Source organism: Maricaulis virginensis (genome assembly GCF_027922185.1).
Lineage (GTDB): Bacteria > Pseudomonadota > Alphaproteobacteria > Caulobacterales > Maricaulaceae > Maricaulis > Maricaulis virginensis.
In genome coordinates, this window is sequence record NZ_BSFE01000002.1 from 1 (window position 1) to 25,493 (window position 25,493).

At 62.7% G+C, this 25,493-nt stretch carries 26 protein-coding genes, 1 tRNA gene and 1 riboswitch; of the genes, 18 read left to right on the forward strand and 9 right to left on the reverse strand.

The annotated features are described in order from the left end of the window. Positions 1-239: 239 nt before the first annotated feature. Positions 240-788, reverse strand: a complete 549-nt coding sequence (locus tag PKE71_RS03365; RefSeq protein WP_271185546.1) for a hypothetical protein — start codon at positions 786-788, stop codon at positions 240-242. A 168-nt stretch (positions 789-956) separates the two neighbouring features. Between PKE71_RS03365 and PKE71_RS03370 the strand changes: the two genes are divergently transcribed. From PKE71_RS03370 to PKE71_RS03385, 4 genes are all read left to right on the forward strand, one after another. Further along, the gene (locus tag PKE71_RS03370) at positions 957-1,514 is read left to right on the forward strand and encodes a hypothetical protein (protein WP_271185547.1); all 558 of its coding nucleotides are present in this window, start codon (positions 957-959) and stop codon (positions 1,512-1,514) included. 41 nt (positions 1,515-1,555) lie between these two features. Beyond that, positions 1,556-1,687, forward strand: a riboswitch (TPP riboswitch). After that, positions 1,684-2,223, forward strand: coding sequence for a hypothetical protein (locus tag PKE71_RS03375; protein WP_271185548.1), 540 nt, complete (start codon positions 1,684-1,686; stop codon positions 2,221-2,223). Its footprint overlaps the riboswitch before it by 4 nt. A gap of 12 nt (positions 2,224-2,235) precedes the next feature. Further along, a complete protein-coding gene (thiC, locus tag PKE71_RS03380) occupies positions 2,236-4,179 on the forward strand; it encodes a phosphomethylpyrimidine synthase ThiC (RefSeq protein WP_271185549.1) in 1,944 nt (647 codons plus the stop codon). Between the two features lie 32 nt (positions 4,180-4,211). Then, the gene (locus PKE71_RS03385) at positions 4,212-4,769 is read left to right on the forward strand and encodes a hypothetical protein (protein WP_271185550.1); all 558 of its coding nucleotides are present in this window, start codon (positions 4,212-4,214) and stop codon (positions 4,767-4,769) included. Positions 4,770-4,985: 216 nt separating this feature from the next. Here the strand turns inward: PKE71_RS03385 and PKE71_RS03390 are convergent, their stop codons facing one another. After that, positions 4,986-5,957, reverse strand: a complete 972-nt coding sequence (locus PKE71_RS03390; protein ID WP_271185551.1) for a PIN domain-containing protein — start codon at positions 5,955-5,957, stop codon at positions 4,986-4,988. A gap of 38 nt (positions 5,958-5,995) precedes the next feature. Then, the gene (locus PKE71_RS03395) at positions 5,996-6,592 is read right to left on the reverse strand and encodes a hypothetical protein (protein ID WP_271185552.1); all 597 of its coding nucleotides are present in this window, start codon (positions 6,590-6,592) and stop codon (positions 5,996-5,998) included. A gap of 599 nt (positions 6,593-7,191) precedes the next feature. Between PKE71_RS03395 and PKE71_RS03400 the strand changes: the two genes are divergently transcribed. Continuing rightward, positions 7,192-7,665 (forward strand): hypothetical protein, encoded by a 474-nt coding sequence (locus PKE71_RS03400; RefSeq protein WP_271185553.1) that lies wholly within the window; start codon positions 7,192-7,194, stop codon positions 7,663-7,665. Positions 7,666-7,820: 155 nt separating this feature from the next. On the opposite strand, the gene PKE71_RS03405 is transcribed toward PKE71_RS03400, so the two are convergent. The 3 genes from PKE71_RS03405 to PKE71_RS03415 form a co-directional block, all read right to left on the reverse strand. Beyond that, positions 7,821-7,943, reverse strand: a complete 123-nt coding sequence (locus tag PKE71_RS03405) for a hypothetical protein (protein WP_271185554.1) — start codon at positions 7,941-7,943, stop codon at positions 7,821-7,823. A 145-nt stretch (positions 7,944-8,088) separates the two neighbouring features. Further along, positions 8,089-8,529 (reverse strand): helix-turn-helix domain-containing protein, encoded by a 441-nt coding sequence (locus PKE71_RS03410; protein WP_271185555.1) that lies wholly within the window; start codon positions 8,527-8,529, stop codon positions 8,089-8,091. Between the two features lie 143 nt (positions 8,530-8,672). Beyond that, positions 8,673-9,002, reverse strand: a complete 330-nt coding sequence (locus PKE71_RS03415; RefSeq protein WP_271185556.1) for a YkgJ family cysteine cluster protein — start codon at positions 9,000-9,002, stop codon at positions 8,673-8,675. Positions 9,003-9,347: 345 nt separating this feature from the next. On the opposite strand from PKE71_RS03415, the gene PKE71_RS03420 reads away from it, so the two are divergent. From PKE71_RS03420 to PKE71_RS03430, 3 genes are all read left to right on the forward strand, one after another. Then, the gene (locus PKE71_RS03420; RefSeq protein ID WP_271185557.1) at positions 9,348-9,767 is read left to right on the forward strand and encodes a hypothetical protein; all 420 of its coding nucleotides are present in this window, start codon (positions 9,348-9,350) and stop codon (positions 9,765-9,767) included. A gap of 80 nt (positions 9,768-9,847) precedes the next feature. Beyond that, entirely contained in the window at positions 9,848-10,906 is a 1,059-nt protein-coding gene (locus PKE71_RS03425; protein ID WP_271185558.1) for a DUF481 domain-containing protein, read from the forward strand. Positions 10,907-11,136: 230 nt separating this feature from the next. After that, positions 11,137-11,316, forward strand: a complete 180-nt coding sequence (locus tag PKE71_RS03430) for a hypothetical protein (RefSeq protein WP_271185559.1) — start codon at positions 11,137-11,139, stop codon at positions 11,314-11,316. Positions 11,317-11,436: 120 nt separating this feature from the next. Here PKE71_RS03430 and ggt read toward each other — a convergent pair whose 3' ends face one another. Then, a complete protein-coding gene (ggt, locus tag PKE71_RS03435; protein WP_271185560.1) occupies positions 11,437-13,194 on the reverse strand; it encodes a gamma-glutamyltransferase in 1,758 nt (585 codons plus the stop codon). Positions 13,195-13,261: 67 nt separating this feature from the next. Between ggt and PKE71_RS03440 the strand changes: the two genes are divergently transcribed. Together PKE71_RS03440 and PKE71_RS03445 are read left to right on the forward strand one after the other, a co-directional pair. Continuing rightward, a complete protein-coding gene (locus PKE71_RS03440) occupies positions 13,262-14,260 on the forward strand; it encodes a P1 family peptidase (protein ID WP_373878787.1) in 999 nt (332 codons plus the stop codon). A 105-nt stretch (positions 14,261-14,365) separates the two neighbouring features. Next, positions 14,366-14,442, forward strand: a tRNA-Arg gene (locus PKE71_RS03445). Between the two features lie 282 nt (positions 14,443-14,724). Here PKE71_RS03445 and PKE71_RS03450 read toward each other — a convergent pair. Continuing rightward, positions 14,725-14,919, reverse strand: a complete 195-nt coding sequence (locus PKE71_RS03450) for a helix-turn-helix domain-containing protein (protein WP_271185562.1) — start codon at positions 14,917-14,919, stop codon at positions 14,725-14,727. Between the two features lie 202 nt (positions 14,920-15,121). Between PKE71_RS03450 and PKE71_RS03455 the strand changes: the two genes are divergently transcribed. Further along, positions 15,122-16,300 carry a hypothetical protein gene (locus tag PKE71_RS03455; RefSeq protein WP_271185563.1) on the forward strand — a complete coding sequence of 393 codons (1,179 nt, stop codon included), beginning with the start codon at positions 15,122-15,124 and terminating at the stop codon, positions 16,298-16,300. Between the two features lie 558 nt (positions 16,301-16,858). Further along, positions 16,859-17,317, forward strand: a complete 459-nt coding sequence (locus PKE71_RS03460) for a helix-turn-helix transcriptional regulator (RefSeq protein WP_271185564.1) — start codon at positions 16,859-16,861, stop codon at positions 17,315-17,317. A 65-nt stretch (positions 17,318-17,382) separates the two neighbouring features. Here PKE71_RS03460 and PKE71_RS03465 read toward each other — a convergent pair whose 3' ends face one another. Beyond that, a complete protein-coding gene (locus PKE71_RS03465; protein WP_271185565.1) occupies positions 17,383-17,625 on the reverse strand; it encodes a helix-turn-helix domain-containing protein in 243 nt (80 codons plus the stop codon). A gap of 113 nt (positions 17,626-17,738) precedes the next feature. On the opposite strand from PKE71_RS03465, the gene PKE71_RS03470 reads away from it, so the two are divergent. From PKE71_RS03470 to PKE71_RS03495, 6 genes are all read left to right on the forward strand, one after another. Then, positions 17,739-18,053 (forward strand): hypothetical protein, encoded by a 315-nt coding sequence (locus tag PKE71_RS03470; protein ID WP_271185566.1) that lies wholly within the window; start codon positions 17,739-17,741, stop codon positions 18,051-18,053. Positions 18,054-18,416: 363 nt separating this feature from the next. Then, entirely contained in the window at positions 18,417-19,955 is a 1,539-nt protein-coding gene (locus tag PKE71_RS03475; RefSeq protein WP_271185567.1) for a type I restriction-modification system subunit M, read from the forward strand. Further along, entirely contained in the window at positions 19,952-21,121 is a 1,170-nt protein-coding gene (locus PKE71_RS03480; protein WP_271185568.1) for a restriction endonuclease subunit S, read from the forward strand. Before PKE71_RS03475 ends, PKE71_RS03480 begins: the two co-directional genes overlap by 4 nt. Positions 21,122-21,162: 41 nt before the next feature. After that, positions 21,163-21,552, forward strand: coding sequence for a type II toxin-antitoxin system RelE/ParE family toxin (locus PKE71_RS03485; protein WP_271185569.1), 390 nt, complete (start codon positions 21,163-21,165; stop codon positions 21,550-21,552). Positions 21,553-21,563: 11 nt separating this feature from the next. Continuing rightward, positions 21,564-21,878, forward strand: coding sequence for a helix-turn-helix domain-containing transcriptional regulator (locus PKE71_RS03490; protein WP_271185570.1), 315 nt, complete (start codon positions 21,564-21,566; stop codon positions 21,876-21,878). Between the two features lie 119 nt (positions 21,879-21,997). Then, entirely contained in the window at positions 21,998-25,489 is a 3,492-nt protein-coding gene (locus PKE71_RS03495; RefSeq protein ID WP_271185571.1) for a DEAD/DEAH box helicase family protein, read from the forward strand. Positions 25,490-25,493 lie beyond the last annotated feature (4 nt).

Below are 25,493 nucleotides of genomic sequence, written 5' to 3' on the forward strand. Positions count from 1 at the left end.
ACTCGTAGCGGCGACGGCCCATGATCCATATCCTCCTCGCGAAGGTTGAATCAGGCTTCGGCCAAAAACGGAATCCCGTTTATGAGTTTATGACCTAGTCTGGCTGGCGATGAAAGCCCTGCTGAAACTTCTTCTGCCCGTCGCCCTGCTGGCGGCGGTGATCGTCGCGGTAATCGTGCAGTCTGCACCCGCCTCGCTGCGCGTGGCGGGCGGCGTCTGACGGCGTCCCTCCGCCAGCGCTAGCGCGACGCGTCCCCGCAGCGTGAAAAGGGGCGCAGTTCGGTGCCGTCGGGCAGGCGGCCATCCGTGACGACGGGGACGCCCTCATCATTCTGGCGTTCGGCCCGGGTGATCGAGACCAGGCGCAGCGTGCCGTCGGCCAGCCGGTCCAGTTCCACCTCGACCCGGCCGCGCAATTGCCCGTCGGTTATCCCGTCGACATAGCGCCCGGCCGTGTGAACCCAGCCGCCGCCGAAGCCTATGCGTTCGGACCCGTCGGCCAGCGCTTTGCGGTCCGGCTGTCCGGCGACGGTGAAACTGCCGCCCGGCGCGTCGCCTTCGCCCAGATCATAGGCCATCTCGCCGATATTGGCGGAGCGATAGTGGGGCGGCTCGGCGAGGATATGGATATCCAGCGTGCGCGGCACGCCGGCCGTATTGCAGCCCGACACGCCGCTGGCCTGCAGTTCGGCATAATGGCCGGAGATGTCCGGCCCGGCCGGATTTTCAACCGGCGGGCGCATCCAGGATTGCGCCAGGCTGGCGGCGAGTGTCATGGTCAGGATCATCGGTGCGTCCTCCCCACGCCTCATGCGCGGATATCGGACCCTCGCTCCGCCTTCCTGAATGCCGGCTGAATGCCCTGAACAGGGGAGTGACGGTCCCCCGCACGCGGGCAATAGCGGAACCGGCCGAACCGGGTATTGATCTCCGGCGGCGGGACAAGGGAGACCGGGATGAATCCAGCGATCGAGGCGGCCGTGCGGCCGGAACTGGCAGCGGGCGAGAAACTGTTGTGGACGGGGCGGCCGAATATCGTCCGGCTCGCCTGGCTGCGCGGCGGCAAGACGGCGCTCTTCGCCATTCCCTGGACCGCCTTCTCCATCCTGTGGACCGGTATCGCCTGGCTGTTCTCCGCCGGGAATGAGGACAGCCAGCTCTTTTTCCGCGTGGCGATGGTGATCGGGCCGCTCTTCTTCCTGTTCGGCATCTGGCTGTTCGTCTCCTCGCTGATCAAGGCCTTCGCCGTGCGCGGCACGCTCTATGCGCTCACCGACAGGCGGGCGATCGTGCTGACCGGCGGCGGCCGGTCGCGCAGTTTCGGCGCCGGCGATCTGGGCTCGCTGTTCCGGCGCGGTACCCGCCGCGGCGACATCATCTTCCGCGATGCCCTGCCGCGCGGCAGCGGCGATCCGGAAGAGCAGGCCGGCCATCTCACCGATTTCGGCTTCTTCGGCATCGCCGACCCGCGCGGCGTCGAACGCCTGATCCGCGAGCAGGTCGTCAAGACCTGACCCGGTTGCCAAATCGGCCGCACTTCTCCATCCTCGCCGTCAACAGTTCCAAGGGGTGTCCTTGCGCCGCATCCTGATCGGGGTCCCCGATCGGGTCGGGGACAAGGGCTGAGACTTCACCCTTAGGACCGGATCCGGGTCATGCCGGCGTCGGGATGGAGCAAGAGACGTGACGACCGCCCACACTCAGGCCGCCTTGCGCGGCGCGCTGGACTGTTTCGATGGCAAGGCTGTCAGCCTTTTGTCGGAAGCGGCTGTGCGATGGTCTGACGCGCCGGACTATCTGGACAGCCTGATCGCCCTGTGTGGCGACGACGCGCCGATGGTGCAGAGCGGCGCCAGCTGGCTATTGCTCGATCATGCGCGCCAGGGCGGCCGGCTCACCGAGGCCCGGCTTGCCGCGCTGGGGACCCGGCTTGGCGGATTGCAGGACTGGTCGGGCGTGCTGCACGTGCTGCAGCTGCTGGAATACCAGCCCGTGCCGCCGGACGCGGTTGCGCCTTTTGCAGATCTGGCGCGGCAGCATCTCGATCATGACCGGCCCTTCCTGCGGGCCTGGTCGGTCAGCGCGCTGTGCCGCCTGGCCGCCCGCCATCCTGATCTTCTCGCCGAGGCCGATGCTGCGCACCGCGCAGCGCTGGACGATCCGGCCGCCTCCGTCCGGGCCCGCGCGCGCAAGTGCGCCGTGCCTTCACCGTCAAACCCGTAAGAGACCGAACCCATGAACAAGCCCACCTCCCAATCGCAATTCGAGACTCCCAAGGTCACCACCGGGCCGCTGCCGGGGTCGCGCCGGGTCTATACGTCGCCGGCGACGGCGCCGGCGCTGAAAGTGCCGCATCGCGAGATCGACCTGCATCCCACGGCCAACGAGCCGCCGGTGCGCGTCTACGACACGTCGGGGCCGTACAGCGATCCGCACCACAAGCTGGATGTCGAACACGGCCTGCCGCGCCACCGGCTCGACTGGTACAAGGACCGCCAGGTCGAGGCCTACGAAGGCCGTCCGCTCTCCCCGCTCGACAATGGCGGCGCCTCGGGCAAATACCTCGCCCGCGAATTCCCCGTGCGCAACAAGCCGCTGCGTGCGCGCACCGAGGCCGCGCCGGTGGACAGCGCCTCCTCGCCCTGCTCGATGGGCGAGGACACCAGCTGGGACAGCACGAAACGCGCACCGCTCACCCAGTATGAATTCGCCAAGGCCGGCATCATCACGCCGGAAATGGTCTATGTCGCCGAGCGGGAAAACCTGGGCCGCAAGGCCGCGGTGGAGGGCGCCGCCGCGCGCATCGCCGACGGCGAGAGCTTCGGTGCCTCCATCCCCGAACACGTCACGCCGGAATTCGTGCGCGACGAGATCGCCCGCGGCCGCGCCATCATCCCGGCCAATATCAACCACCCGGAACTCGAGCCGATGATCATCGGCCGCAACTTCCTCACCAAGATCAACGCCAATATCGGCAATTCCGCCGTCGCCTCCTCGGTCGAGGAAGAGGTGGAGAAAATGGTCTGGGCGATCCGCTGGGGCGCCGACACGGTGATGGACCTCTCCACCGGCAAGAATATCCACAACACGCGCGAATGGATCCTGCGCAATTCGCCCGTCCCGATCGGCACCGTGCCGATCTACCAGGCGCTGGAGAAGGTGAACGGCATCGCCGAGGACCTGACCTGGGAGGTGTTCCGCGACACGCTGATCGAGCAGGCCGAGCAGGGGGTGGACTATTTCACCATCCATGCCGGCGTGCGCCTGGCCTATGTGCCGCTCACCGCCGACCGCGTCACCGGCATTGTCTCGCGCGGCGGCTCGATCATGGCGAAATGGTGCCTGGCGCATCACAAGGAAAGCTTCCTCTACACGCATTTCGAGGAGATCTGCGACATCATGCGCGCCTACGATGTCTCCTTCTCCCTGGGCGACGGGCTGCGTCCCGGCTCCATCGCGGATGCCAATGACCGCGCCCAGTTCGCCGAACTGGAAACCCTGGGCGAGCTGACCAAGATCGCCTGGGAGAAGGGCTGCCAGGTGATGATCGAGGGGCCCGGCCATGTCGCCATGCACAAGATCAAGGAAAACATGGATAAACAGCTGAAGGAGTGCCACGAGGCGCCCTTCTACACGCTCGGCCCGCTCACCACCGATATCGCCCCGGGCTATGACCACATCACCTCTGGCATCGGCGCCGCGATGATCGGCTGGTTCGGCTGTGCCATGCTCTGCTATGTCACCCCGAAAGAGCATCTGGGCCTGCCCGACCGCGATGACGTGAAAGTGGGGGTGGTCACCTACAAGATCGCCGCCCATGCCGGCGACCTTGCCAAGGGCCACCCGGCGGCCAAGATCCGCGACGACGCCCTGTCACGCGCAAGGTTCGAATTCCGCTGGGAAGACCAGTTCAACCTCGCCCTCGACCCGGAAACGGCGCGCGATTTCCACGACCAGACGCTTCCGAAGGAGGCCCACAAGGTCGCCCATTTCTGCTCGATGTGCGGGCCGAAATTCTGCTCGATGGAGATTACGCGTGAGATCCGGGACACGTTCGGGAGTGCGCGGGCGCCGAATGCGGTGGATGCCGAAGCCGGGATGGCGGAGAAGGCGGCGGAGTTCAAGGCGCTGGGCGGGGAGATTTATCTAGAGGCAGACAAGGCCCAGCCAGTGGATTAATCCCAAAACACCCTCAAGCTCCAAAATCAACAATGCGCCGATACTTCAAACACCTTCTTGAGCAGGCGACTGACGCTACCGAATGGTTGGGCGAAATTGCGCGAATTGTGAAAGGAGACGGCGAGATATACTGGCAGTTTAGCGACCTTCGAGAAGCTGTGGAAGATACCGAGATGCTCTTTGGTGGAAAGGCCATTGACGAGCTGTCGAATGACGAACGCGATGGCGTAACTCGCCAGCTCAGATTCTATCTCGACTTTCTGGGAAAGGCGGGTGTTCTGGATACCGAGGTTAAGGAGCCCCCGCCGACGAAATCGTTGCGGCTTGGATTGCTACCGGAAACCCACTTCCGCTTATCCAAGCGCGGGTCTCGAGTGATCGCCTTCCGCGAGTGGCGGCAAAAGCTTCTCTTTGCAAGGGTGGTGTTGTTTCGGGATGCGAAAAGATTGGTCGCGAGACTAAAGGCGCCAATTAGCGTTTTCTTGTTCGTTTTCACAGTAGCGCGTGTCGCGCTGCAAGCAGACACGATAATGGCGGTTTTTGCCGCACTAGTAGCGGGATTGTTGGCGGCCATTCCCACCGCATCCTAATCTTTTCATCGTAGGCTTGTCGGCAAGAGGTCTATGGCGCTGTCTGCGCGAGAGGTGTGCGTGAGGGCGCGCGCTGTGCGTGCTTCTCCTTGAAGGGAGTTGAGTTTCGGAAAACCTATCGCTTTGGGTGGATTAGGAGATTTGCGGGCGCCGAAGAGGGGGGAGTTCGTGCTCGATCCGAGCTTTTCAAGATATGGTTCGCACCATACAAAAATACTATTCTGGAAGGCTATAGAACTCAGACAGCCTCTCCTTCTGGGATTCCGAGAAATGGTCTGAGTTATTATAGTATATAGAGGTATAAAATGCAGATACGTCTGGGTCCTTGCTTATCCAGTTAATTTGCGTATTATTTTCTAGTGCGGATATTAGCTTTTCAATCTCACTCTCAGTGAAATGCGTGAAGGATTTAGCAACTTTGATGTATGCATGAGTGAATGAGAATGATGGGCTTTCTGCTAGTTCGTGAACGGCAGTGAACCGGTCGCTATCGAGAGCATCAATTTCCTGATCTATCTTGTCTTTAATAAAGTGACTAAGGCTTTTATATATATAGGTTGAGTCAAGAGTTTCTGAGGCCCAGTCATCGCTCAAAAGTTCATTTGGCCGCAAGGGGAAAAGTTGAGATTCAAAATCCCCATCTCCCGATACTATATAGAGCTCGTCGAGAAATCCCGCGTTAGACAGCAGGCACTCCCAATTTATAGCATCTCCGATAGAATCGGACTTCCCATATTTTCTCGGAGGCAAGCCTCTATCAAACCGGTTTCTGGCTTTCTGAATAATTTCAGGAGTGATTTCTATTTCTGTTGAGCTATCAAAGATCTTTTTTATGGCTTGGTCGGCGCCAAGGCGATTGTTTTTCGCTTTCGCAAGCGCCTTTCGGCTTACTTCAGATATGAGTTTTTCTGTTTCAGAAATAAGGCTTTCATACTTGTTTTTTTCGTCAATACTTCCTAGTGCTGGGGGTAAAATTTTTGGGTTTCTATTTACAGTAGATTCAATTATTGTTTTTATGGCGCGCAATCTGTTTTTCTTGTATTCCTGCTTTACCTGTTTAGTCGTCACGAAAACGAAATCGGTGTCGGATATCTTATCTGCGAATTTGGCGAGTGTCTTTATATCGACTTTGCTCGCTTCAAAAAATTTTACAAATTCACAAGTGTCTATAAATACATATTTAGTCACTGTTCGGGCTCATTTTCATTATTGTTGGTATTCCGGTGTTATTCGAAGCGTCGAGCAATATCTCCCACAAGATGTGCAAAATTTCTCGCTGCGCGATTTGTATTCCATTTCTTTCCGAAGAGTTTTCCTGTCGCAAGGTCAAGAATGGCAGGGTGCGCGTTGCCTTCCGTTTCGCCGATATACTTCCTTTGCAATAAATGCAATGCAGGTTCTGTCGAAGTAGGCTTTAGCTTAATGTTATGATTGTAGAATACGTGAACATTCCACAGAATCTCACTGAACTCCATTGTGAACTCCGGCTCAACGCGGACTTCAAAAGTTTTCTGCGGGCCGGTATAAATCCTGAATTCTGGCGGTGAATAGAGCTTGGGCTTATGTTTTTTAATCCACTGTCTTAGATTCGTTAGCGCATCTAGGTTATATGTCTTCTCGGGTCCGGGTTTGAGTTTCTGGATGTAATGCGCAGCTTCCTCAAAGTTCATCTGGTCTCCGGCGTACTGGCGCGCGGATCTTCTTAATGTCTTGTAGAAATCGTATCCCGAGTTCGGTGACGAATATTTTTCGATTTCCGCAGACAGTTCGTGAGATGGAAGGTGCCCCAGTTTCACAAACGTAGAAAATGCAAACCTCGGCAAGTCCGCCTCCTCTATTTGACACAACGATAAGCGAGTTCGGGCGGGTGGAGCAAGTAAACGGCGACTTAGAGCGTCGAGTTGGCGTGGACATTGCGCGGATGCGCCCCCCACACCTCCCCATAAACCCCATGCCGAGACCCAGCCGTATTGAATTCCCGCGGTCAAGGGCGGCTCCCTGGTCGCTCGGCTTTATCTGAAAAGTGGTGTGATCCCCGCCTGTGCGGGGACAGGCTTTTCAGGCCTCGCTGGGCCGCCGCTTCGCGGTTCTCACCCTTGACCGCGGGAATTCAATACGGCCCCCTGCCAGCAAGGGGTTTATGGCTGGCTGCGCGCCGGGCGCGCTCTTCCTCACACACTCACCCGCTTTCCCCGGACCCGTTCCGGGGTCTGGTGAGCGTCGCGATTTCGTGCGGCGGTGCCTGTACGGGTGAGGGCGGCGGGCCCCGGAACAGGTCCGGGGGAAGTAGCGCTTGGTGGTCGCGGCAGGTGCCTCCTCTCCCCGGCCGGGGAGAAGGGGAGAAGGGAGCCCCCATTCATACCGTCTTCATTCCGGGCCGGGCACACTGTGCGCCAGCTTGCACACAGGGGGAGGGGACATCATGCGCCCGTTTTCGATCATGACGCTCGCCGCACTCGCGGCGGCGCTGGCCATGCCGGCGGCCGGGTTCGCCCGGGAGGACGCCACGCCGGCCGGGCAGGTCTATGCCGTGACGTTCGGGGACAGTCCGCCGGTCAGCGGGATGACCGTGATCTATACATTCCACGCCGGTTCCGTGATCTCCTCCGAGGCCCCGCGCGGGCTGGACGGGTTTGACGGCTATGGCGAGCCGGGCGGAAGCGGGCGCTGGCATGCCAGCGGCTTCGTCGAGATCGCGGGCAATGGCGTGGACGGCCTGTCCGATGCGCCGCCGTTCGGGACCGACCCCGCCTATCATCTGCAATTGCTGGCCGCGGGGTCCGACCAGGCCCTGTGCGAGGAATGGCCGCAGATCGCCGTGGGCGAAAGCGCCGATCCGCAATCCCTGTGCTGGATCACCAATCCCGACGTCACCGCCGTGGAGCGGCGGCAGTAAAAACGGGTAAAAATGGGGACACACACCCTTTACGATGTGGCTCCCCACCTACCCGGGAAAACGGGGACACACACCATCTGCGATGCGTATCCCCACCTTCTCCTGAACCTCATGCGCATGGCGTGACGCGTCCCCGCCGCCCGGCCGGGCCGGCGCTATTTGCGCAGGCGGTCGACCACGCCGGCGACGCTCCCGGCAGGAGCCGGGGCGGGGGCGGGCTTTTTCTCGGCCTTGGGTTTCTTGTGTTCCTTGTTGGATCGTTTCTGGCCTTTGGCCATGGTGTGCTCCTTCGCACGAGGCGCATCCGGCGGACGCGCACCCCTCGGGTCATACGCCCTATTGCCGGCTCTGGATACGGCGCACGGGCGGCAAGGGGTTCACGGCCGGCTCAACTTTCCCCGGCCGGGAGAAGGAGCAAGCGCCTTACTCACCCGCATCATCCCCCTTCGCCCTTCCCATCGCCAGGAAGATCAGGGTGGCGGTGATGCCGACGCCGATGAGGCCGGCGACGGGCAGGAGTTCGGGGTCCCAGCCGGCGAAGGCCTGCATCAGGGCGAGCCCGGTCAGGACGGCGGCCGACGCCGCGGCTGCCAGGATGACGCGTTGCCAGGCGGCGGGGATGGATGCGGCGGGCGGGGTGGATGTCTCGGGCGTGGCCATGGTGGCGGGCTCCTCCGGTGTTTCGATCAGGTCCCGCAATTGCGCCGGGGAGAGGTCGAAACTGGCGGCCAGGGCGCGCACGGTTTCCAGGCTCGGGGTCTCGCCGCGCTCGGCCCGCTGGATCGTGCGGTCGCTCAGTCCGCTGATCGCGGCGAGCTGTTCCTGTGACCAGCCTTTCTCAAGACGCAGTGATTTCAGTCCCATCGGTCGAGCCGTCCCGTTCAATTGCGGCCTCGTCTTCTAGCCGCCGCGCGCCCTGTCGCCCACGACAGGCAGGCGACACGAAGGTGACAAGGACAGCCCGTCCAGGCAATGCGTCTCCTGTTTGTGGCCAGGACGAGGGCCGCTCAAGCCACCCGAACCTCGCGCACCTTTTCGCCCAGGATGCCGTTGGCGCGGATCGCCTTGCCGCATTCGAAACTGCCCGCGCGGAAGGCGCGGCAGGCTTCGGGGCGGTTGTCATAGACGGCGCAGATCGCCTGGCCGGCGGTCAGGTCCAGTTGCAGGTGGACGCAATGGCCGCAGGAGAAGTCGACAAAGCTTCGCTCGCCGTCAACAATGAGGCTGTCCCTGGGGAGGTCGCGCTCGCGGTCTTCCGGGAGCAGTACGAGATAGCGCGGATTGCGGCTGAAACAGCAGGCTCCGCAGGCGACGCAGTCAAACGCCGTGTCCGACATCGGTGTGTCAAAAATCCACCGCGCGAAGACGGCCTCCCGCCCCGGCCCGCGGCGCGCGGGGACATACGCCAGAACGCGGCCGTCTGCATCTGAAATTTTGGGGGGCGCTTCCTCTCCCGAATACTTCCCATTTTTCCCGGACACGCGTCAGCGTGATCCGGGACCGACGGGAGACTCATCGCTTGAAGGCGTACGCGGTCGGTCCCGGCTCTGCGGCCCGCTTTCGCGGGCCATCCGGCCGGGAAAAATGGATGACTTCCTCTCCCCGGCGGGGGAGAAGAGGGCGCTCACCCTCCGTTAATCCCGCCCGTGCTCATCTCCTGGCTGCACACCGGGGAGGCGTTCATGAAGAGAGCACTTGCGGGCCTGGCGGCCCTTGGCCTGACATCCGCGCTGGCGGGGACGGCGCTGGCACAGACCCCGCCCGAGGGCGTGGTCGTGACGATCGACCTGCGCACCGCGACGGTCGACGAATACTGGTTCTACACCTTCCAGCCCGGCGGCGAGCTGACCATCCGCGTCCTCACCCAGCCGCATGACGGCCGGCCCTTCAGCGAGCTGCCCGAAGGCCCGGCGGGCCAGTGGAGCCTGGATGCCGGCGGCGCGCTCACCGTCACCTGGGATGCGGGCGATACCCGGCATTGCGACGCCTGGCCGGACTATGGCTATAACGGCACGCTGGACGGGACGCCGGACGGCACCTGCTGGCTGAACGAGGATCTGCTCGAGGCCGTGCAGGAAGGCGCGCTGACCTCGGTGAACTGACCGGTCTGACGACGTAACCAACGAAATATTAAGCCTGTTCGCCCAGCAAGGCGGTGAAAGCACCGTCTTGAGGGGAAGCCATGCCGTCGCGCCGTTTTGTGCCCTGTGTCCGGGCCGCTGCCGCCATTGTCCTGCTGTCGGGTCTGGCACCCGCGGCGATGGCCGAGCTGCCGCAGACCTATCTGGCGCTGCTGCAGGAGGCCGACAGCCGCGATCTGTCCGACGACCGCTTCCTGGAAACCGCCGACATGGTGTCGGTGCTGGTCGATGGCGGGCGCGCCGAAGTGCATGCCGCCATCCTGGCGCATCTGCCGGGCCGGGCCGGTGTCGTGGCCGACTGGCCGCTGCCGGCTCCGGAACCCGCCGTACCGGCACCCGCACCGGCAGCGCCGCATCCGGAACATCGCGATCCGGGGGAAGCCCCGGTCGATTTCGGCGAGGCGCCCGAGGGTTCCGGCGGCTGGCTGGCCGCGCCGCTGCGCGCCCTGCGCGATGACAGCTGGGCGGGCCATATCCGCGCTGGCATCCAGCTGGAGCGGGGCAATTCGGAGCTCACCGATCTCACCTTCGCCGTCGAGCTGGACCGCGAGCTGGAGGATGGCTGGCGGATCGACAGCCAGTTCGAATACTTCATCGCCGAACACAATGGCCGCACCACGCGCGATAACTGGCTGGCCGAGCTGCGGGTCGAGCGCGAGCTGGACAATGGCACCGGCTATTATGCCGGCGGATCCTATGACCGCGACGAGGTGGGGCTGTATTCCCGGTCGGCCTTCCTGACCGCAGGCGGTATCTGGCACGTGCTGGAACGCGCGCGCATGGACTGGAAGCTGCGCGCCGGTGCCGGTCAGCGCTTCCGCGAAGCCGCCGCGACCGGTGTGACGACGACCGACTGGGTTGCCGAGGCCGGCTCCAGCTTTTCCTACGAGATTTCCGAAACCTCGCGCTTTGCCTCCGAGACCACGGCCTATGCCGGCGGCGGTTCGCGCATCGACCAGCGCTTCACCCTGACCAACCGCCTGTTCGGCGACTGGGCCGTGCAGACCGGTCTGCGCATCGAGCACGAGTTCGAGGACCGCCCCGGTTTCGAACCCACCGATGTCCGCCTCGACATCTCGCTGCTCTACGCGTTCGACTAGGCGGCGGCAAACTTATCCCCGCCCCTCCGGGCCGTGCGATACTGGTGCCGTTCTTTCTCAGTGCCGTCCCCCCCGATCTCCCGCGCGCACCACCGCAGGGAACCAAATCCGGGTTTCATGCATTTCCTGGTTGAGCGCCGGCCTTCCCTGCCGGTCCCCCGGTTTCCGGCGCTGCAGCAGAGTACCGATCCCGGCGGCCGTCCGGCCGCCCTTGAAGCCAGGAGGCGTACATGTCGGAAGAAATGCTGAAACTGGCCATGCTGGCCGACAAGGTTGAACGCGAAGACCAGCCGGGCCGCACGGCGTCCGCGCCGGTGAGCCCGCTCGACACCTTCCTCTTCTGGACCGGACGCACGCCGGCCCAGCTCGCTGCCGCCGCCGGGGCAGAGCGCGAGGCCGAGCGCGTCTGATCCGCGCGTCTCAGGAAATTCCCCCGACATCCTCAAGGAAACGCCCGTGTCACTGGCTGTGGCACGGGCGTTGTCTTTACGAGGCTCCTGTGGGGCACCTATCGGGCACTTGTGGAGCGCTTACGGCTCCAGTGCGACGCCCTCACGGCGCGGGTCCGCTCCGCCAATCAGCGAGCCGTCCTCCAGCCGCCGCACCGCGTGCAGGCCGGAGTTTTCCCCGCGATTGGCATCCAGGGTGAAGCCCAGTTCACGCAGGCCTTCCAGCACGTCCGCCGGCATCCCGTCCTCGATCCGCACCGTGTCGCCGCGGGCCACGACATTGGGCAGGGCCACGGCGTCCTGCGGCGTCAGCTCCCAGTCCAGCATGCCGACCAGGCTTTTCGCGACATATCCGATGATCGACGAGCCGCCGGGCGAGCCGGTGGCCAGTTCGAAATGGCCGTCCGCATCGAACACAATGGTCGGCGACATGGACGAGCGCGGCCGCTTGCCGCCATCCGGCGCATTCGGCACCAGCCGTCCCTCCGCATCGCGCGGATCGCGCGAGAAGTCGGTCAGCTGGTTGTTGAGCAGGAAGCCGCCGGCCATGCGGTGGCTGCCGAAAATGCTCTCCACCGTCGTGGTCATCGACACCACATCGCCATCGCTGTCGACGATCACGAAATGGCTCGTGCCCGGCACGTCGGCCGTTGCATCGGCCCCCGGTGCGTCGACGCCCTCGGGAATACCCGGCACGGCATGCTCGATCGCCGTATCCCGGTCGATCAGGGCCGAGCGCGTGGCGATATAGTCCGTGTCCAGCAGACCTTCGGCGGGCACGAAGACAAAGTCCGGATCGCCGATATAGGCGTCGCGGTCGGCATAGGCGAGGCGGCTGGCCTCGATGAAGCGGCGCCAGCCCTCCACCGTGTCCGGACCGGTCTGGCTCATGTCATAAGGTTCCAGCAGGCCGAGGATCTCGTTGACCGATACCCCGCCCGAGGCCGGCGGCGGCATGCCGCAGACCGACCATTCGCGATAGTCCCGGCAGATCGCCTCGCGCCGCACCGGCTCGTAATTCGCCAGGTCTTCCAGCGTCAGCGTGCCCGGGCGCGGCCCGGCCTGCACCGCCGCGACGATCTCCTCGGCGATACGGCCGGTATAGAGATTGCGCCAGTCTTCGGCCAGCGCCCGCGTGGTGGCGGCATAGTCCGGATTGCGCAGCAGATGACCGGCGGGCAGGGCCTCGCCCTCATCGGTAAAGAAATAGTCCCGGGTGGCTTCCCACTCGTCCAGCGGCGTGCGCGGCGCAACGCCGGCGATCAGGTTGTGCAGGCGCGGGGAAACCTCGAACCCGTTCTCGGCAAGCTCCGTTGCCGCCGTGAAACCGTCGGCCCAGTCCAGGGTGCCGTGATCGCCGTGGGCCATGGCCAGCATCGCCACCGCGCCCGGTGCGCCGATCGAATGGCCGGAGAAGATCGCGTCGAAGAAGCTCAGCGGTTCGCCGGTCTCCGGATCGATGAAGAGGTCGGGTCCGGCGGCGGCCGGCGCTTTCTCCCGCCCGTCATAGGCGGTCAGTTCGCCTGTCTGGGCATCGTAGTAGAGCATGAAGGCACCACCGCCCAGGCCCGAGCTCTGCGGCTCGACCAGGCCCAGAACCGCCTGCACGGCGATCGCCGCATCCACCGCATCGCCGCCATTGCGCAGCGCTTCAAGGCCGGCCTCGACGGCCAGCGGGTTGGCCGCAGCCACCATCGCCGGCCCTTCGGCCGGGGCTTGCGCGGTGCTGTCCGGCGCCGGGGCCGGGGCCGCCGGTCCGGCATCCTGTCCGGCCTGGGAACAGGCGGCCAGCAACAGGCTGGCAGTGATGGCAGTAGTGGTCTCAAACATACGCAACATGTGACTTGCCCCTCATTCTCTTCCGGTCACGATAGACACAGCGTTCGCAACAGGTAAGGGGCCGATCATGGCGATGCCAGGAAAAACCAACAGTTTGACGGATGTTTCCGGGATTGCCGTCGGCCAGGCCGAGGCCGCGGGCGCAAAGACCGGCGTCACCGTCATCCTGCCGGACAGCCGGGCGGTCTGCGCCGTCGATGTCCGCGGCGGCGGTCCCGGCACGCGCGAAACCGACGCGCTGGACGCCCATACCCTGGTCGATGCCGTCGATGCGGTGGTGCTGTCCGGCGGCTCGTCCTACGGTCTGGCAGCCGCCGACGGCGTGGCGGCGGAGCTGGGCGCTTCCGGCCGCGGCTTTGCCCTGTTCGACATGCCCGGCGTGCCGCGCTCGCCGGTCGTGCCCTCGGCCATCCTCTACGATCTGGCCAATGGTGGCGACAAGGCCTGGGGCGCCAGTCCGCCCTATCGCGATCTCGGCCGCGATGCCCTGGCCGCCGTGTCGTCCGGACCGGTCGCCCTGGGCCGCGCCGGCGCCGGTTTCGGGGCAATGGCCGGCACGCATCCCGGCGGTACCGGCAGCGCCAGCCTGGTGACGGGCGAGGGCTATACCGTCGGCGCCCTGGTCTGCGTCAACGCCTTCGGCTCGGTGACGATGCCGGGACTGGACGATGTCTACTGGGCCTGGCCCCACGAAATCGACGGCGAGTTCGGCGGGGGGCGCCCGCCGGCCGGCTGGCAGGCCTCCCCGGCCGACTGGGGCGCGGCCAAGGTCAATCCCGGCGTGCGCGAGAACACGACCATTGCGGTCGTGGCGACCGATGCCGCCCTCACGCCCGCCCAGGCCCGGCGCCTGGCCATCATGGCCCAGGACGGACTGGCCCGCGCGATCCGGCCGGTGCACACGCCCTTTGACGGCGATGTGGTGTTTGCCCTGTCCACCTCGGCGCGCCCGCTGCCGGAGAGCGGTGCCGAACTGGCCCTGGCCGCACTGGGATCGGCCTGTGCCGACACGCTGGCCCGGGCCGTGGCGCGCGGCGTCCACGCAGCCCGCACACAGGCGGTATGATGCCGCTGCACACGGGTGTGCATTTGCCGCTTTGCAGTACTTGCATTCGGCGAAAGTCGCGGCTAGTTTCCGCGCCTCTTCGGGGCTCGCCCCGACAGACGGCCTGCACCGGTAGCTCAGCTGGATAGAGCACCAGACTACGAATCTGGGGGTCGGGAGTTCGAATCTTCCCCGGTGCGCCACCTAACCCATTGAAACTATTAAGGTTTCTGCATCGCATGCTTCTCGGAATGTCGGTCACACACCATGCGTGGAAGCACTGTGGAAGCAGCCGCGCTCATTTGAGAGTGTCCTGATCTGCGAGCATCGGTCGCAGGGGGAGAAGTCCTAGAAGAATAGCTTCTCAAGGACCCTGATGCTTCGGGTTCGCACCGCATCCCGAATCGATCCGGCCCATATGGCGCTGAAACGAAAACCGCCCCCGGCAACACCGAGGGCGGCTCACTCTTGGTCTTGGAACCGGCCTATGCGGCTTCTGGCTCCGATCCGTTCTCGATCCATTCGATCAGGTCCTGTTTCCGGTAGCGGATACGACCATTGGGCAGCGCCATGTGACGAGGCCCGCGACCCCGCCACCGCATACCTTCAAGCGTCCGGTGCGAGAAGCCCACGATCCGGGCCGCTTCCTTGGTGGTCAGGTACACGTGATTGTCGTTCATACTTCCTCCTTCTGTCTGCTGCGGTTCCTTTCGCTTGAGTTCGCCGCGTCGGCGGCGTGGCTTGAAGAAAGCAGACTCTCCGGGATATGTCCTTGGGGAAATTCGAGCAGAAATGTCACACTGTGCCGAATGTGCAACGCGCCTGATTTGAAGCTGCGCAGTGCGCAACGTGTCAGCGTGATCGATTGGCTTGGGGAATGAAATGAACCACATGGATCGCAACGCCGTGCTGCTCGACAGCCTCCCGAACCATCTGCGTGGCCGGGACCTCAATCTCCACGAAATTCATGGGCGGGCGAATTTCAGAAAGGTCCTTCTTGGCTGGCTCCGCGAGGCACCCGAATACTATTACAGCGGCTTCAATCTCGCCGAGGGTATCGCGCGCCAAGTCGGTAAGCCGCCGCTCATGACAATCAGCCAAGACCAGCTTGATCAAATAGTGACCGAGGCTGCGATTGACCTCTTCTGGATCGCAGAACGGGCAAAGCCCTCACGGTTCGCCGACAAGCTGAACAAGGCCAAGGCCGCATGGAAAGCCGATCCGGTCAACAACCCCGGCCCGGATGAGAATTTCGGCGTAACGGTAGAAGTCAACAATCCAACGCTTGTGACCATCACCGGCACCGGCTCGGATGATGGTGATCAACTGGCATGGGACGCCGCCTTGAATCTGGCGGAAGCCTATCGTGCGGCTCTGGCCATAGAGGCGGAACAGCGGAAGCATGCAGCTAGGTACGAGCGCGACCTTGCACGTGCCGCAAAGATCAAGGCTGTCATTTCCGGCAAATCGGCGACGCCAGTTCGCTTGCCAAACGGCCACGTCATCACGCCGGATGGCTTGCCTGCAAGGGCTAAGCGCAAGCGCAGCGGAAGGCGCTCCACGAGCCGTACAGTTGCCCCCCCTTCCTCTTCTTCCAACGAGACGACCGACACGCTGCCCCGGCAATGGCGTGACCTCAGCTTCGAACAGAAGTGCGGGCTGATGGCTCAGAGCATCGAGTCACAAGGGCGGGGTTTGTCGATCACGATCAACCTCGCACCGGAGGTCGTCAAAGCAGCTCAGGCTGCGAAGAAGGGACTGGCGTCACACCTGCGGGAACGCTTTGCAAAAGTCCTCAAGCGGTCCTTCGGTCACGTGCCGGACTTCATCATCGTCGCCGAGCAGAGGCTTTATGACGCCCCCCACCTTCATGGGGTGATCGACCTCGAAGACACGCCAGAGAACCGCAAGGCTGTCAGACACGCTGGCGAGGTGCTTTCGGGATTGCCGCTTGACGGTCCGGGGCGTGCTCGGATCGTGGATACTCAGCCATTGGAGAACGGTGGTTCTGGCCCGGCGGGTATACCAAGAAATCACGTCACAGCACCCGGAAGCACATGAAGATCGAACGGGTCATGGCTCACACCCGGACCCTTGGGCAGCGGGCGATGGCTGCACATTCGGCGCTTGTCATTTGAAGCAAGACACCAATTTCGGACGAACGTGACGAAACACCGTGTCGCGCATCGTTGTGTGACGAAAGACCGTGGTTGCTACCGCTACTCTTATCCGCGCTGGTGGTCTGATATAGTAAAATCAACGCCTTATGGGATTTGAGGTGTCCGCTATAGGGCCTGCCCACGGTGTTTCGTCACGTTCAAGCAGCCCGACACGGTGTCTCGTCACACAATGGCTTTTGCGCCTGCCGGGTCTCAGAGTGTCCGCGATCCCACGAAGTCAATCGCGAACGGGCTAGGAATTGCAGCCTTCTGATCGCTGTCAGGGCCTGAGATCGTGGTTTCGCGGACATAGTTCGGGGTATCGCGGACAAGCGTATCGTTGGGCATTGCTCTTAATACAGTCAGCTCGCGTTTCCCGCGAGAACGCCAACTCACCATGAATACACTCTCCGTTGTCAGACGCGATCAAGCGTCCGGATCAATAGACGAAGGAGAAAAAATGAAGAAAACTGGCCCCGGTCGCCCGCAGACTTCGGTGAACACTGGTACGAGCTATGCGCTCGCGGAATGGCTGAATGAAAACCTCGCCGAGCTGTCCGGCATGACCAACGCCGAGATCGCGGCGGAGCTTGGCTATGAGCGCTCGAACATTGTGGCGATGTGGAAGACCGGTAAGACCCGTGTCGCGCTCCACGCTCTGAAAGGGATCGCCCGGCTTACCAATACCCCGCTTGAGCACCTTTTCCCGCTGTGGGTCGAGCAATACGCGCGGGAGAAGGGCGTGAAGGCGCAGCCCTACCTCGAAATGCTGTCGCGGATCGTTACGCCTGCCGAGTTCAAGCACATCCAGGCGATCCGGGACGCCGGGATGACGTGCGAGTACATGACCGAAGACCATGACCGCATCATGTCGTTGATGCTGATTGGCCCGGAGGGGCGGGCGAAGTTGTTCACCTGAGTCTGGCCTTAAACCGGGGCGATCTTCTACAGGTCGCCCCAAGAGCTTGTCCTGTCAGCCAGCGGCTATTGCGCCGAACCCGTCCATCGGAGCGCTCGACATCCCTCGTCCGGATCAAGGCCGACGGCGTTTGCGATCCGCACGTACTCGGCGATGTCGAGCCGCCGCTCGAAACGCTCGAACTTCGAGACGAACGACTGCGGCTTCCCCAAGCTGTCGGCAAGCTGCGCCTGGGTCACGCCAGACCGACGCCGCGCTGCGGAGAGCAGGTCGATGGCAGCTCGATACTGTGGATCACGCAGCGACACCCGGCGCACACCTTCTGGACAGCGGTACGCCTTGCGAGTAATCCGAAATTGGGATCATCCCATTTCGGGATATACGCCCAACTTGAATGACTTACTGATAGGAGCTGTGCTGCATGAGCACTTCGGTCGATCCGCGTTTCAGCGACATCCGGAGCTTTGACGAGGGGCGCTTGGTGAAAGGCGTCCGCCTGCTTGCCTCAATCAATTTGTGGACGGGGTTGGCGGCAGCGGGTTTGTGGCTCGCCTTCGGGCACCTCATCTTCGATTGGCCCGCCGTCATCGTGATCTGTGTCGCGCTGACGTGGTGCACGATCCTCGGGACTGTCGCGATGCGATGGGGCGCTGCGATCTTGGTTAATTTGCTAGTGCTCAACTGGCTCGGGGCCAAACCTGACGAGCGCGCTTTTCTCTTCACGCTGAAGCGGTGACAGCGCGACTTGTTGTCCGCTTGTTGGCCCCAAGTTCACCGCTTGTCGCTGATTTCAGCCTGACACCCTAACCCAACACCTCGCCATTCGCTCCCTGGCGGTCACTGGCGCACGCCGTGCGGTCGTCCGCTGGTCACCATGCCGAACCACGCCTCGCGCCCCTGTGAGCGTCTGGCGAGGATTGGCGGTGTATAAGGATGATATATCGTTTTTCGATATGAAGGCTGCGCAGCACCGACGCGTGAATACGCAGCCGCTTTGACGCGCTCGAACCCATACGCTGCGCGCACATCATGGCGTTCCATCACCCCGCCGACTCCGCTACATGTGGCGACAGATACACCACGGGGGAGAAACCGGACCATGGTGACCGGTGAGATCAAGAACCAGATCGATAACATCTGGAATGCGTTCTGGTCGGGCGGGGTGTCGAACCCGCTCTCGGTGATCGAGCAGATCACCTACCTGCTCTTCATCAAGCGGCTCGACGAGCTTCACGAGAAGGAGGAGCGCAAGTCGAACCGGCTCAAGAAGCCCATGGAGCGGCGCTATTTCCCCGAGGGTGAGGACGAGCTGGGCCTGCCCTATGAGGACATGCGCTGGTCCCGGTTCAAGGGCTATGACGCCGCGCGCATGTTCGAGATCGTCGACCGGCACGTCTTCCCCTACCTGCGCGAGATGAACGGCAACGGCACCGCCTATGCGCAGCACATGAAGGACGCGCGGCTTGGCTTTTCCAGCCCCGCCCTCCTGGCGAAGGTCGTCGACCTCCTCGACAAGGTGAAGATGGACGACCGCGACACCAAGGGCGACGTGTACGAATACATGCTCGCCAAGATCGCGAGCGCCGGACAGAACGGCCAGTTCCGCACCCCGCGCCACATCATCAGGCTCATCGTGGAGATGGTGAAACCGACGCCCAAGGACGTGATCTGCGATCCGGCGGCGGGCACGGCGGGCTTCCTCGTGGCGGCGGGCGAATACCTTCGCGAACACCACAAGGACCTGTTCAGCGATCCCGATCTGCGCCGGCATTTCAACGAGGGTCTGTTCCACGGGTTCGAGTTCGACAACACCATGCTGCGCATCGGCGCCATGAACATGATCCTGCACGGGGTCGAGAACCCGAACATTACCTATCGCGACAGCCTGTCTGAAGACCATGCCGAGGATAAAGGCGCGTACTCGCTCATCCTCGCCAATCCGCCCTTCGCTGGATCGCTCGACTATGAGGCGACGGCGGCGGACCTTCAGCGCATCGTGAAGACCAAGAAGACCGAGCTGCTGTTCCTCGCGCTCTTCCTGCGCCTCTTGCGCACCGGTGGCCGCGCGGCGGTGATCGTGCCGGACGGGGTGCTGTTCGGCTCATCGAAAGCGCACAAGACGATCCGCGAGACGCTGGTCGAAAAGCACAAACTCGACGCGGTGGTGAAGCTGCCGTCCGGCGTGTTCCGCCCCTATGCCGGGGTGTCGACCGCCATCCTGTTCTTCACCAAGACCGATGTGGGCGGCACCGATCACGTCTGGTTCTACGATGTCCAGGCCGACGGGGTCTCGCTCGACGATAAGCGCACACCGCTCTTGAGCGAAGACAAGCTCGGCCCGTGTCCCGATACGGCGCTGACCGAAGACGAGCACGCCAAGAACAATCTGCCCGACGTGTTGCTGCGCTGGTCGCTGCGCAATGCGTCCGAGCTGGATCGGCCCCGCACCGCGCAAAGTTTCTGCGTGCCGAAGGAAGAAATCGCGGCGGCGGGCTATGACCTCTCGCTCAACCGCTACAAGGAGGTCGAGCACGAGGCGGTCGACTACGACCCGCCGGAAACCCTCATCGCCCAGCTGCGCGAGATCGAGGCCGAGATCGCCGACGGCCTGACCGAGCTTGAGGAGATGCTGCGGTGAGCTGGCCGATGGTGGCGTTGGGGGAGATCACCGCCAAGGTCGAGAAAGCAGACCCGGAGAAGCGTGGCCTCGATGAGTTCGACTACATCGATCTCAGCGCGGTGAGTCAGACCGAGAAGCGGGTCAATGGCGTCGCGCGAATCGCAGCAAGCGACGCCCCAAGCCGAGCCAGGCAGATCGTTCATCCCGGTGACGTACTCGTATCAACCGTTCGCCCGAACCTGAACGGCGTCGCGGTGGTCCCGCAGGGCCTGCTCAACCCAGTCGGTTCGACGGGCTTTTCGGTGCTACGAGCAAAGCCGGAAAGGCTTGATGCGCGGTACCTGTTTCATTGGGTCCGAATGCCCACTTTCGTCGACGAAATGGTGCGACTGTCGACCGGGCAGAGCTATCCAGCCGTATCCGACAAGATCGTGCGGTCATCGGAAATTCCCCTCCCGCCCCTCGACGAGCAGAAGCGGATCGCGGCGATCCTCGACAAGGCGGATGCGCTGCGGCGGGCGCGGGAGAGGGCGCGTGAGTTGTATCACTCACTCAGGCGCTCGTATTTCAGATCAGTGTTTGAGGCTGGGAGGTCTTACGAGTGCGTCAGTTTCGGCGATGTTGTTTTCTATCAAGAGGGGCCTGGTGTCCGAAAGTGGCAGTTCAGAGAGGCCGGAATCAAGCTCATCAATGTGAAAAATCTCGTTGACGGTCGTCTGGTTCTTGAAAACACATGGCGCCACCTTGACGAAGATGAGGTCGCTCAAAAGTACTCTCATTTCTTGCTGGAATCTGGTGATCTTGTCATTGCAAGTTCGGGGGTAACATGGGGCAAAATCGCAGAGGTGAGAGAAAGTCATCTACCCTTGTGCCTTAACACGAGCGTTATAAGGCTGCGACCAAACTCTGAAACCTTACTTGCAAGATACCTCCGCGCGTTTGTGGAGATTGGAAGCTTTCGTCAGCAGATCGAGCGACTTATCACAGGGTCCGCTCAGCCCAACTTCGGCCCATCACATCTAGCCCAAGTTCAGATTCCGCTGCCGCCGAGGGAAATTCAACAGCGCTTCTCAGATTTCAGCGAGCAGCTCGATCACTTGGCAGAAAGCAATGAAAAAGCAATCGCCGAACAAGAGGCTCTCTTCACCTCCCTACAAAGCCGCGCCTTTGCAGGCGAGCTGTGAAACCGATCCGCTTGCCAATTGGTAACATATAAGGTACCAATATGACGCGAGAGGCTCAGCCGCGATCCATTACCGTCTATGAGGACGCTGACGGCAATGCGGCGTTCGATACGTGGTTCAACGGTCTTGATCCTCGCGCAGCGGCCCGCGTGACCCGCGCGCTCACCCGGCTGGAACGGGGCGGCGGCGATCTGAAGGCCCTGGGCGAGGGCGTGGCGGAGCTGCGCATCGACTATGGCCCCGGCTACCGGGTCTATTTCGGGCAGGACGGCGAGACGCTTGTCATCCTGCTCTGCGGAGGGACGAAAAAGCGTCAGCAGAGAGACATCGACCGCGCCAAGGCGCTGTGGGCCGAATACAAGGCCCGGAAGGCCGAAGCGGCGAATACGACATCGAAGACGAAGAACAAGAAGAAGAACAAGAAGAGCTGAGCGAGGCGATCATGCCCCTGACCCGTGATTTCAAGGCGACCATCAAGGCGCGCGCCGACCGCGATGCGGCGTTCCGCGCCGCGCTCTATGCCGAAGCGCTCGACGCGCTGGTCGAGGGCGACACCATCACCGCGAAAGCGATGCTGCGCGACTATGTGAACGCCACCATCGGCTTCGAACGCCTCGAAGCGGTGACCGGCACCTCACGCAAAAGCCTGATGCGGATGCTGAGCGAGAAGGGTAATCCGACGCTCGACAAGCTCGGCCCGCTCCTCAGAGCGATCAACGCCGAAACCAAGCTGAAGCCGGAAGTGCAAGTCGCGTAAGGATTGCGCGAGACGCCAGCATCGGGATAGCTTCTCCGTCGACGGGTTACGGGGGCGGATATGCGGATGACGCCGCACCAACGGGTTCAGGATAATTCGCGCGCTGTTGGATGCGCTGGATGAGTCAGTTCGCCTTCCTGAAAGCCGATTTCCCCGAAGTCTACGCCAACGCCGAGCGTGCTGAGAAGCTGGTGAAGGGTGATCCGCGTGGGGCGTCCTTTTATGCCCGGCTCGCGCTGGAAACGGCAGTGAAGTGGATGTACCGGCACGACGGTGCGCTCGGCGATCCGTATCAGGACACGCTCTCGGCGATGGTCCATCATTCCAGCTTCCGGACGGTGGCAGGAGAAGCATTGGTCGCCAAGGCGCGGGTGGTCATCAAGCGCGGCAATTTCGCGGCCCATGACAGTCGGGCGATCTCCGAGACCGATGCGATCTCGGCGGTGCGCGAGCTGTTCCATTTCACCTACTGGCTTCAGCGCACCTATGGCCGCAGCGTCCCCGATGACGGGCTTCAGTTCTCGGTCGACGTGCTGCCCCAACTGGCGGAGGTCAAGGCCTCGACGCTAGGCCAGCTCACCACGCTGGCGAAGAACTATCGCGAACAGTCCGAGAAGCTGAAAGCCGCTGAAGAGGCGCGTCTGAAGGACGAAGCGGCGCGCGCCAGGCTGGAAGCCGAGCTGGCCGAGCTGCGCGCGCTGGTCGCTGAACGCAAGGCCGAGAACGCGACGGTACCGGACCGGCACGATTACAACGAAGCCACCACGCGCGACGCGCTGATCGACGTGCTGCTGCGTGAAGCCGGGTGGGCGCTGGATCGCCCCGAAGACATCGAGTTCGAAGTCGACGGCATGCCGAAGCGTGAGGCGACCAGCACCGGCAAGGGCTATGTCGACTACGTGCTTTGGGGCGATGACGGCAAGCCGCTCGGTCTGGTCGAAGCCAAACGCACCAAGCGCGATCCGCGCGAAGGCCAGCACCAGGCCAAGCTCTACGCCGACTGTCTTGAAGCCCGCTACGGTCAGCGTCCGGTTATCTTCTACTCGAACGGCTATGACCACTGGATGTGGGACGACGAAGCCCATCCGCCGCGCGAGGTGCAGGGCTTCTACAAGAAGGACGAGCTGGCCCTTCTGATCCAGCGCCGGAGCCGGGCGAAGTCTCCCGCGACGCTCGACATCGATGCGGACATTGCGGGCCGTTCTTACCAGATGCGCGCGATCCGGCGCGTGTGCGAGAGCTTCGAGGTGGAGGGGCGTCGCCGGGCCTTGCTCGTCATGGCGACCGGCACCGGCAAGACCCGCACGACGATTGCGCTGGTGGATCTATTGATGCGCGCAAATTGGGTGCGCCGCGTCCTGTTCCTTGCCGACCGCCGTGCGCTGGTGAAGCAGGCCTATAACGCGTTCAAGAAGCACCTGCCGAGCACGACGCTCGCCACCACAAACGCCGGTCACGATCCGGCAGGCGGGAACGATCTCTACAATTCGCGGGTCGTGGTCGCGACTTACCCGTCCATGATGAAGCGGATCGACGCCGTTGAGGAGGGCGAGCGGCCCTATGGCGTCGGGCATTTCGATCTGATCGTCGTCGATGAGGCCCACCGGTCGATCTACAAGAAATTCGGATCGATCTTCGAGTATTTCGACGGGCATCTGCTCGGCCTGACCGCGACGCCGAAGGACGAGGTCGACCGCGACACCTACAAGACCTTCGAGCTTGAGAACGGCGTGCCGACCGACGCCTATCCGCTCGAAGAAGCGGTCGAGGACGGCCACCTTGTTCCGCCGATCCCGTATTCGGTGCCGCTGAAATTCCAGCGCGAGGGCATCAAGTACGACGATCTCTCCGACGAGGAGAAGGATCAATGGGACGCTCTGGAATGGAATGAAGAGGGCGAGGTCCCCGACGAGGTTGACCCGGACGCGGTCAATAAGTGGCTGTTCAACACCGACACCGTCGACAAGGTGCTCGCGCACCTGATGGAGCATGGCGTTCGGGTTAATGAGGGCGACCGGCTCGGCAAGACGATCATCTTCGCGAAATCGAACGAGCACGCCTATTTCATTGCCAAGCGTTTCGATGCGAACTACCCACACCTCAAGGGTAAGTTCGCGCAGGTCATCACCTACAAGACTGAGCACGCCCAATCGCTGATCGACGACTTCTCGGAATCTGAGAAGGACCCGCACATCGCGATCTCCGTCGACATGCTCGACACCGGCATCGACGTGCCGGAGGTGGTGAACCTCGTCTTCTTCAAGCTGGTCCGGTCCAAGACGAAATTCTGGCAGATGATCGGTCGCGGCACGCGTCTGTGCGAGGACCTGTTCGGCCCAGGCCGCGACAAGGACCACTTCGCGATCTTCGACTTCTGCCAGAATTTCGAGTTCTTCAACCAGAACCCGGACCTGCGCGAGCCGAAAGCCCCCGATACGATCACCAAGCGCTTGTTCGTCAAACGCCTCGACCTGATCGCCAAGCTTTCTCCGGAAACGGCGACGCGGTCCGGCGATGGTGTCGCCGAGGAGGGTGAGCGGTTCCTGACTGAAGAGGACGAAGCGCGCCAGACGCTCAAGGCGCAGCTCGCCGACCTCCTCCACGACGAGGTCGCGGCCATGAACCTCGACAATTTCATCGTCCGGGCGAAGCGCAAGACGGTCGAACCGTTTCAGGATCGCGCGCGCTGGTCTGACCTCACGCAGGAAGACCGCCACCAGCTCACCGAACACGTCGCTGGATTGCCCTCTGCACAGAAGCCGGAACACATCACCGCGAAACAGTTCGACAGCCTGATCCTCAGCGCTCAGCTCGCTTTGCTCTCCGGTGAGGCCTCATTCGCCAAGCTCGCCGACCGCATTCGCCTGATCGCTGGCGAGCTGGCCGAGCGCTCGAACATCCCGACCGTCGCGGCGCGCATCGACCTGATCGAAGAAATCCAGACGGATACCTTTTGGGAGGGCGTGAACGTCGTCCTGCTTGAGGATGTGCGTCTGAAGCTTCGCGCGCTGGTTCAGCTCATTGAGCCGAAGTCCCGCAAGCCGGTCTACACGGATTTCGAGGATGAGATCGGCCCGGCCACCGAAGCGACGTTGACGAACAGCGCGGTCGGCACCGACCTTGTACGTTTCCGGGCGAAGACGCGCCGCTTCCTCGAAGATCATCGCGATCATATCGCGGTGCGAAAGCTTCACCGAAACGAACACCTTACGCCGACCGACCTCGATGAGCTTGAGAAGATCATGCGCTCTGAAGGGGTGGGCGATGATGACGCGTTCGACCGCGTGAGGTCCGATCTTGGTGGGCTGGGCCGGTTCGTGCGCAGCCTGATCGGCCTGGACCGGGAAGCGGCGAAGGAGGCCTTTTCAACATTGCTGGCCGGGTCTTCGCTCTCAGCGAGCCAGATCGACTTCATCGAACTACTGATCGAGGAGCTGACACGCTCCGGCGTGGTCGAGGCGGGGCGTCTCTATGAGCCGCCGTTCACAGATACCAGCCCCCTGGGCATCGACGGCCTGTTCGAGGACGCCGACGCCGAAAAGGTGGTGAGCATACTTGGTGAAATCGAACGCAGGACGCTTCCGACCGAACCGCAGGAAGCGGCGGTTTAAGACC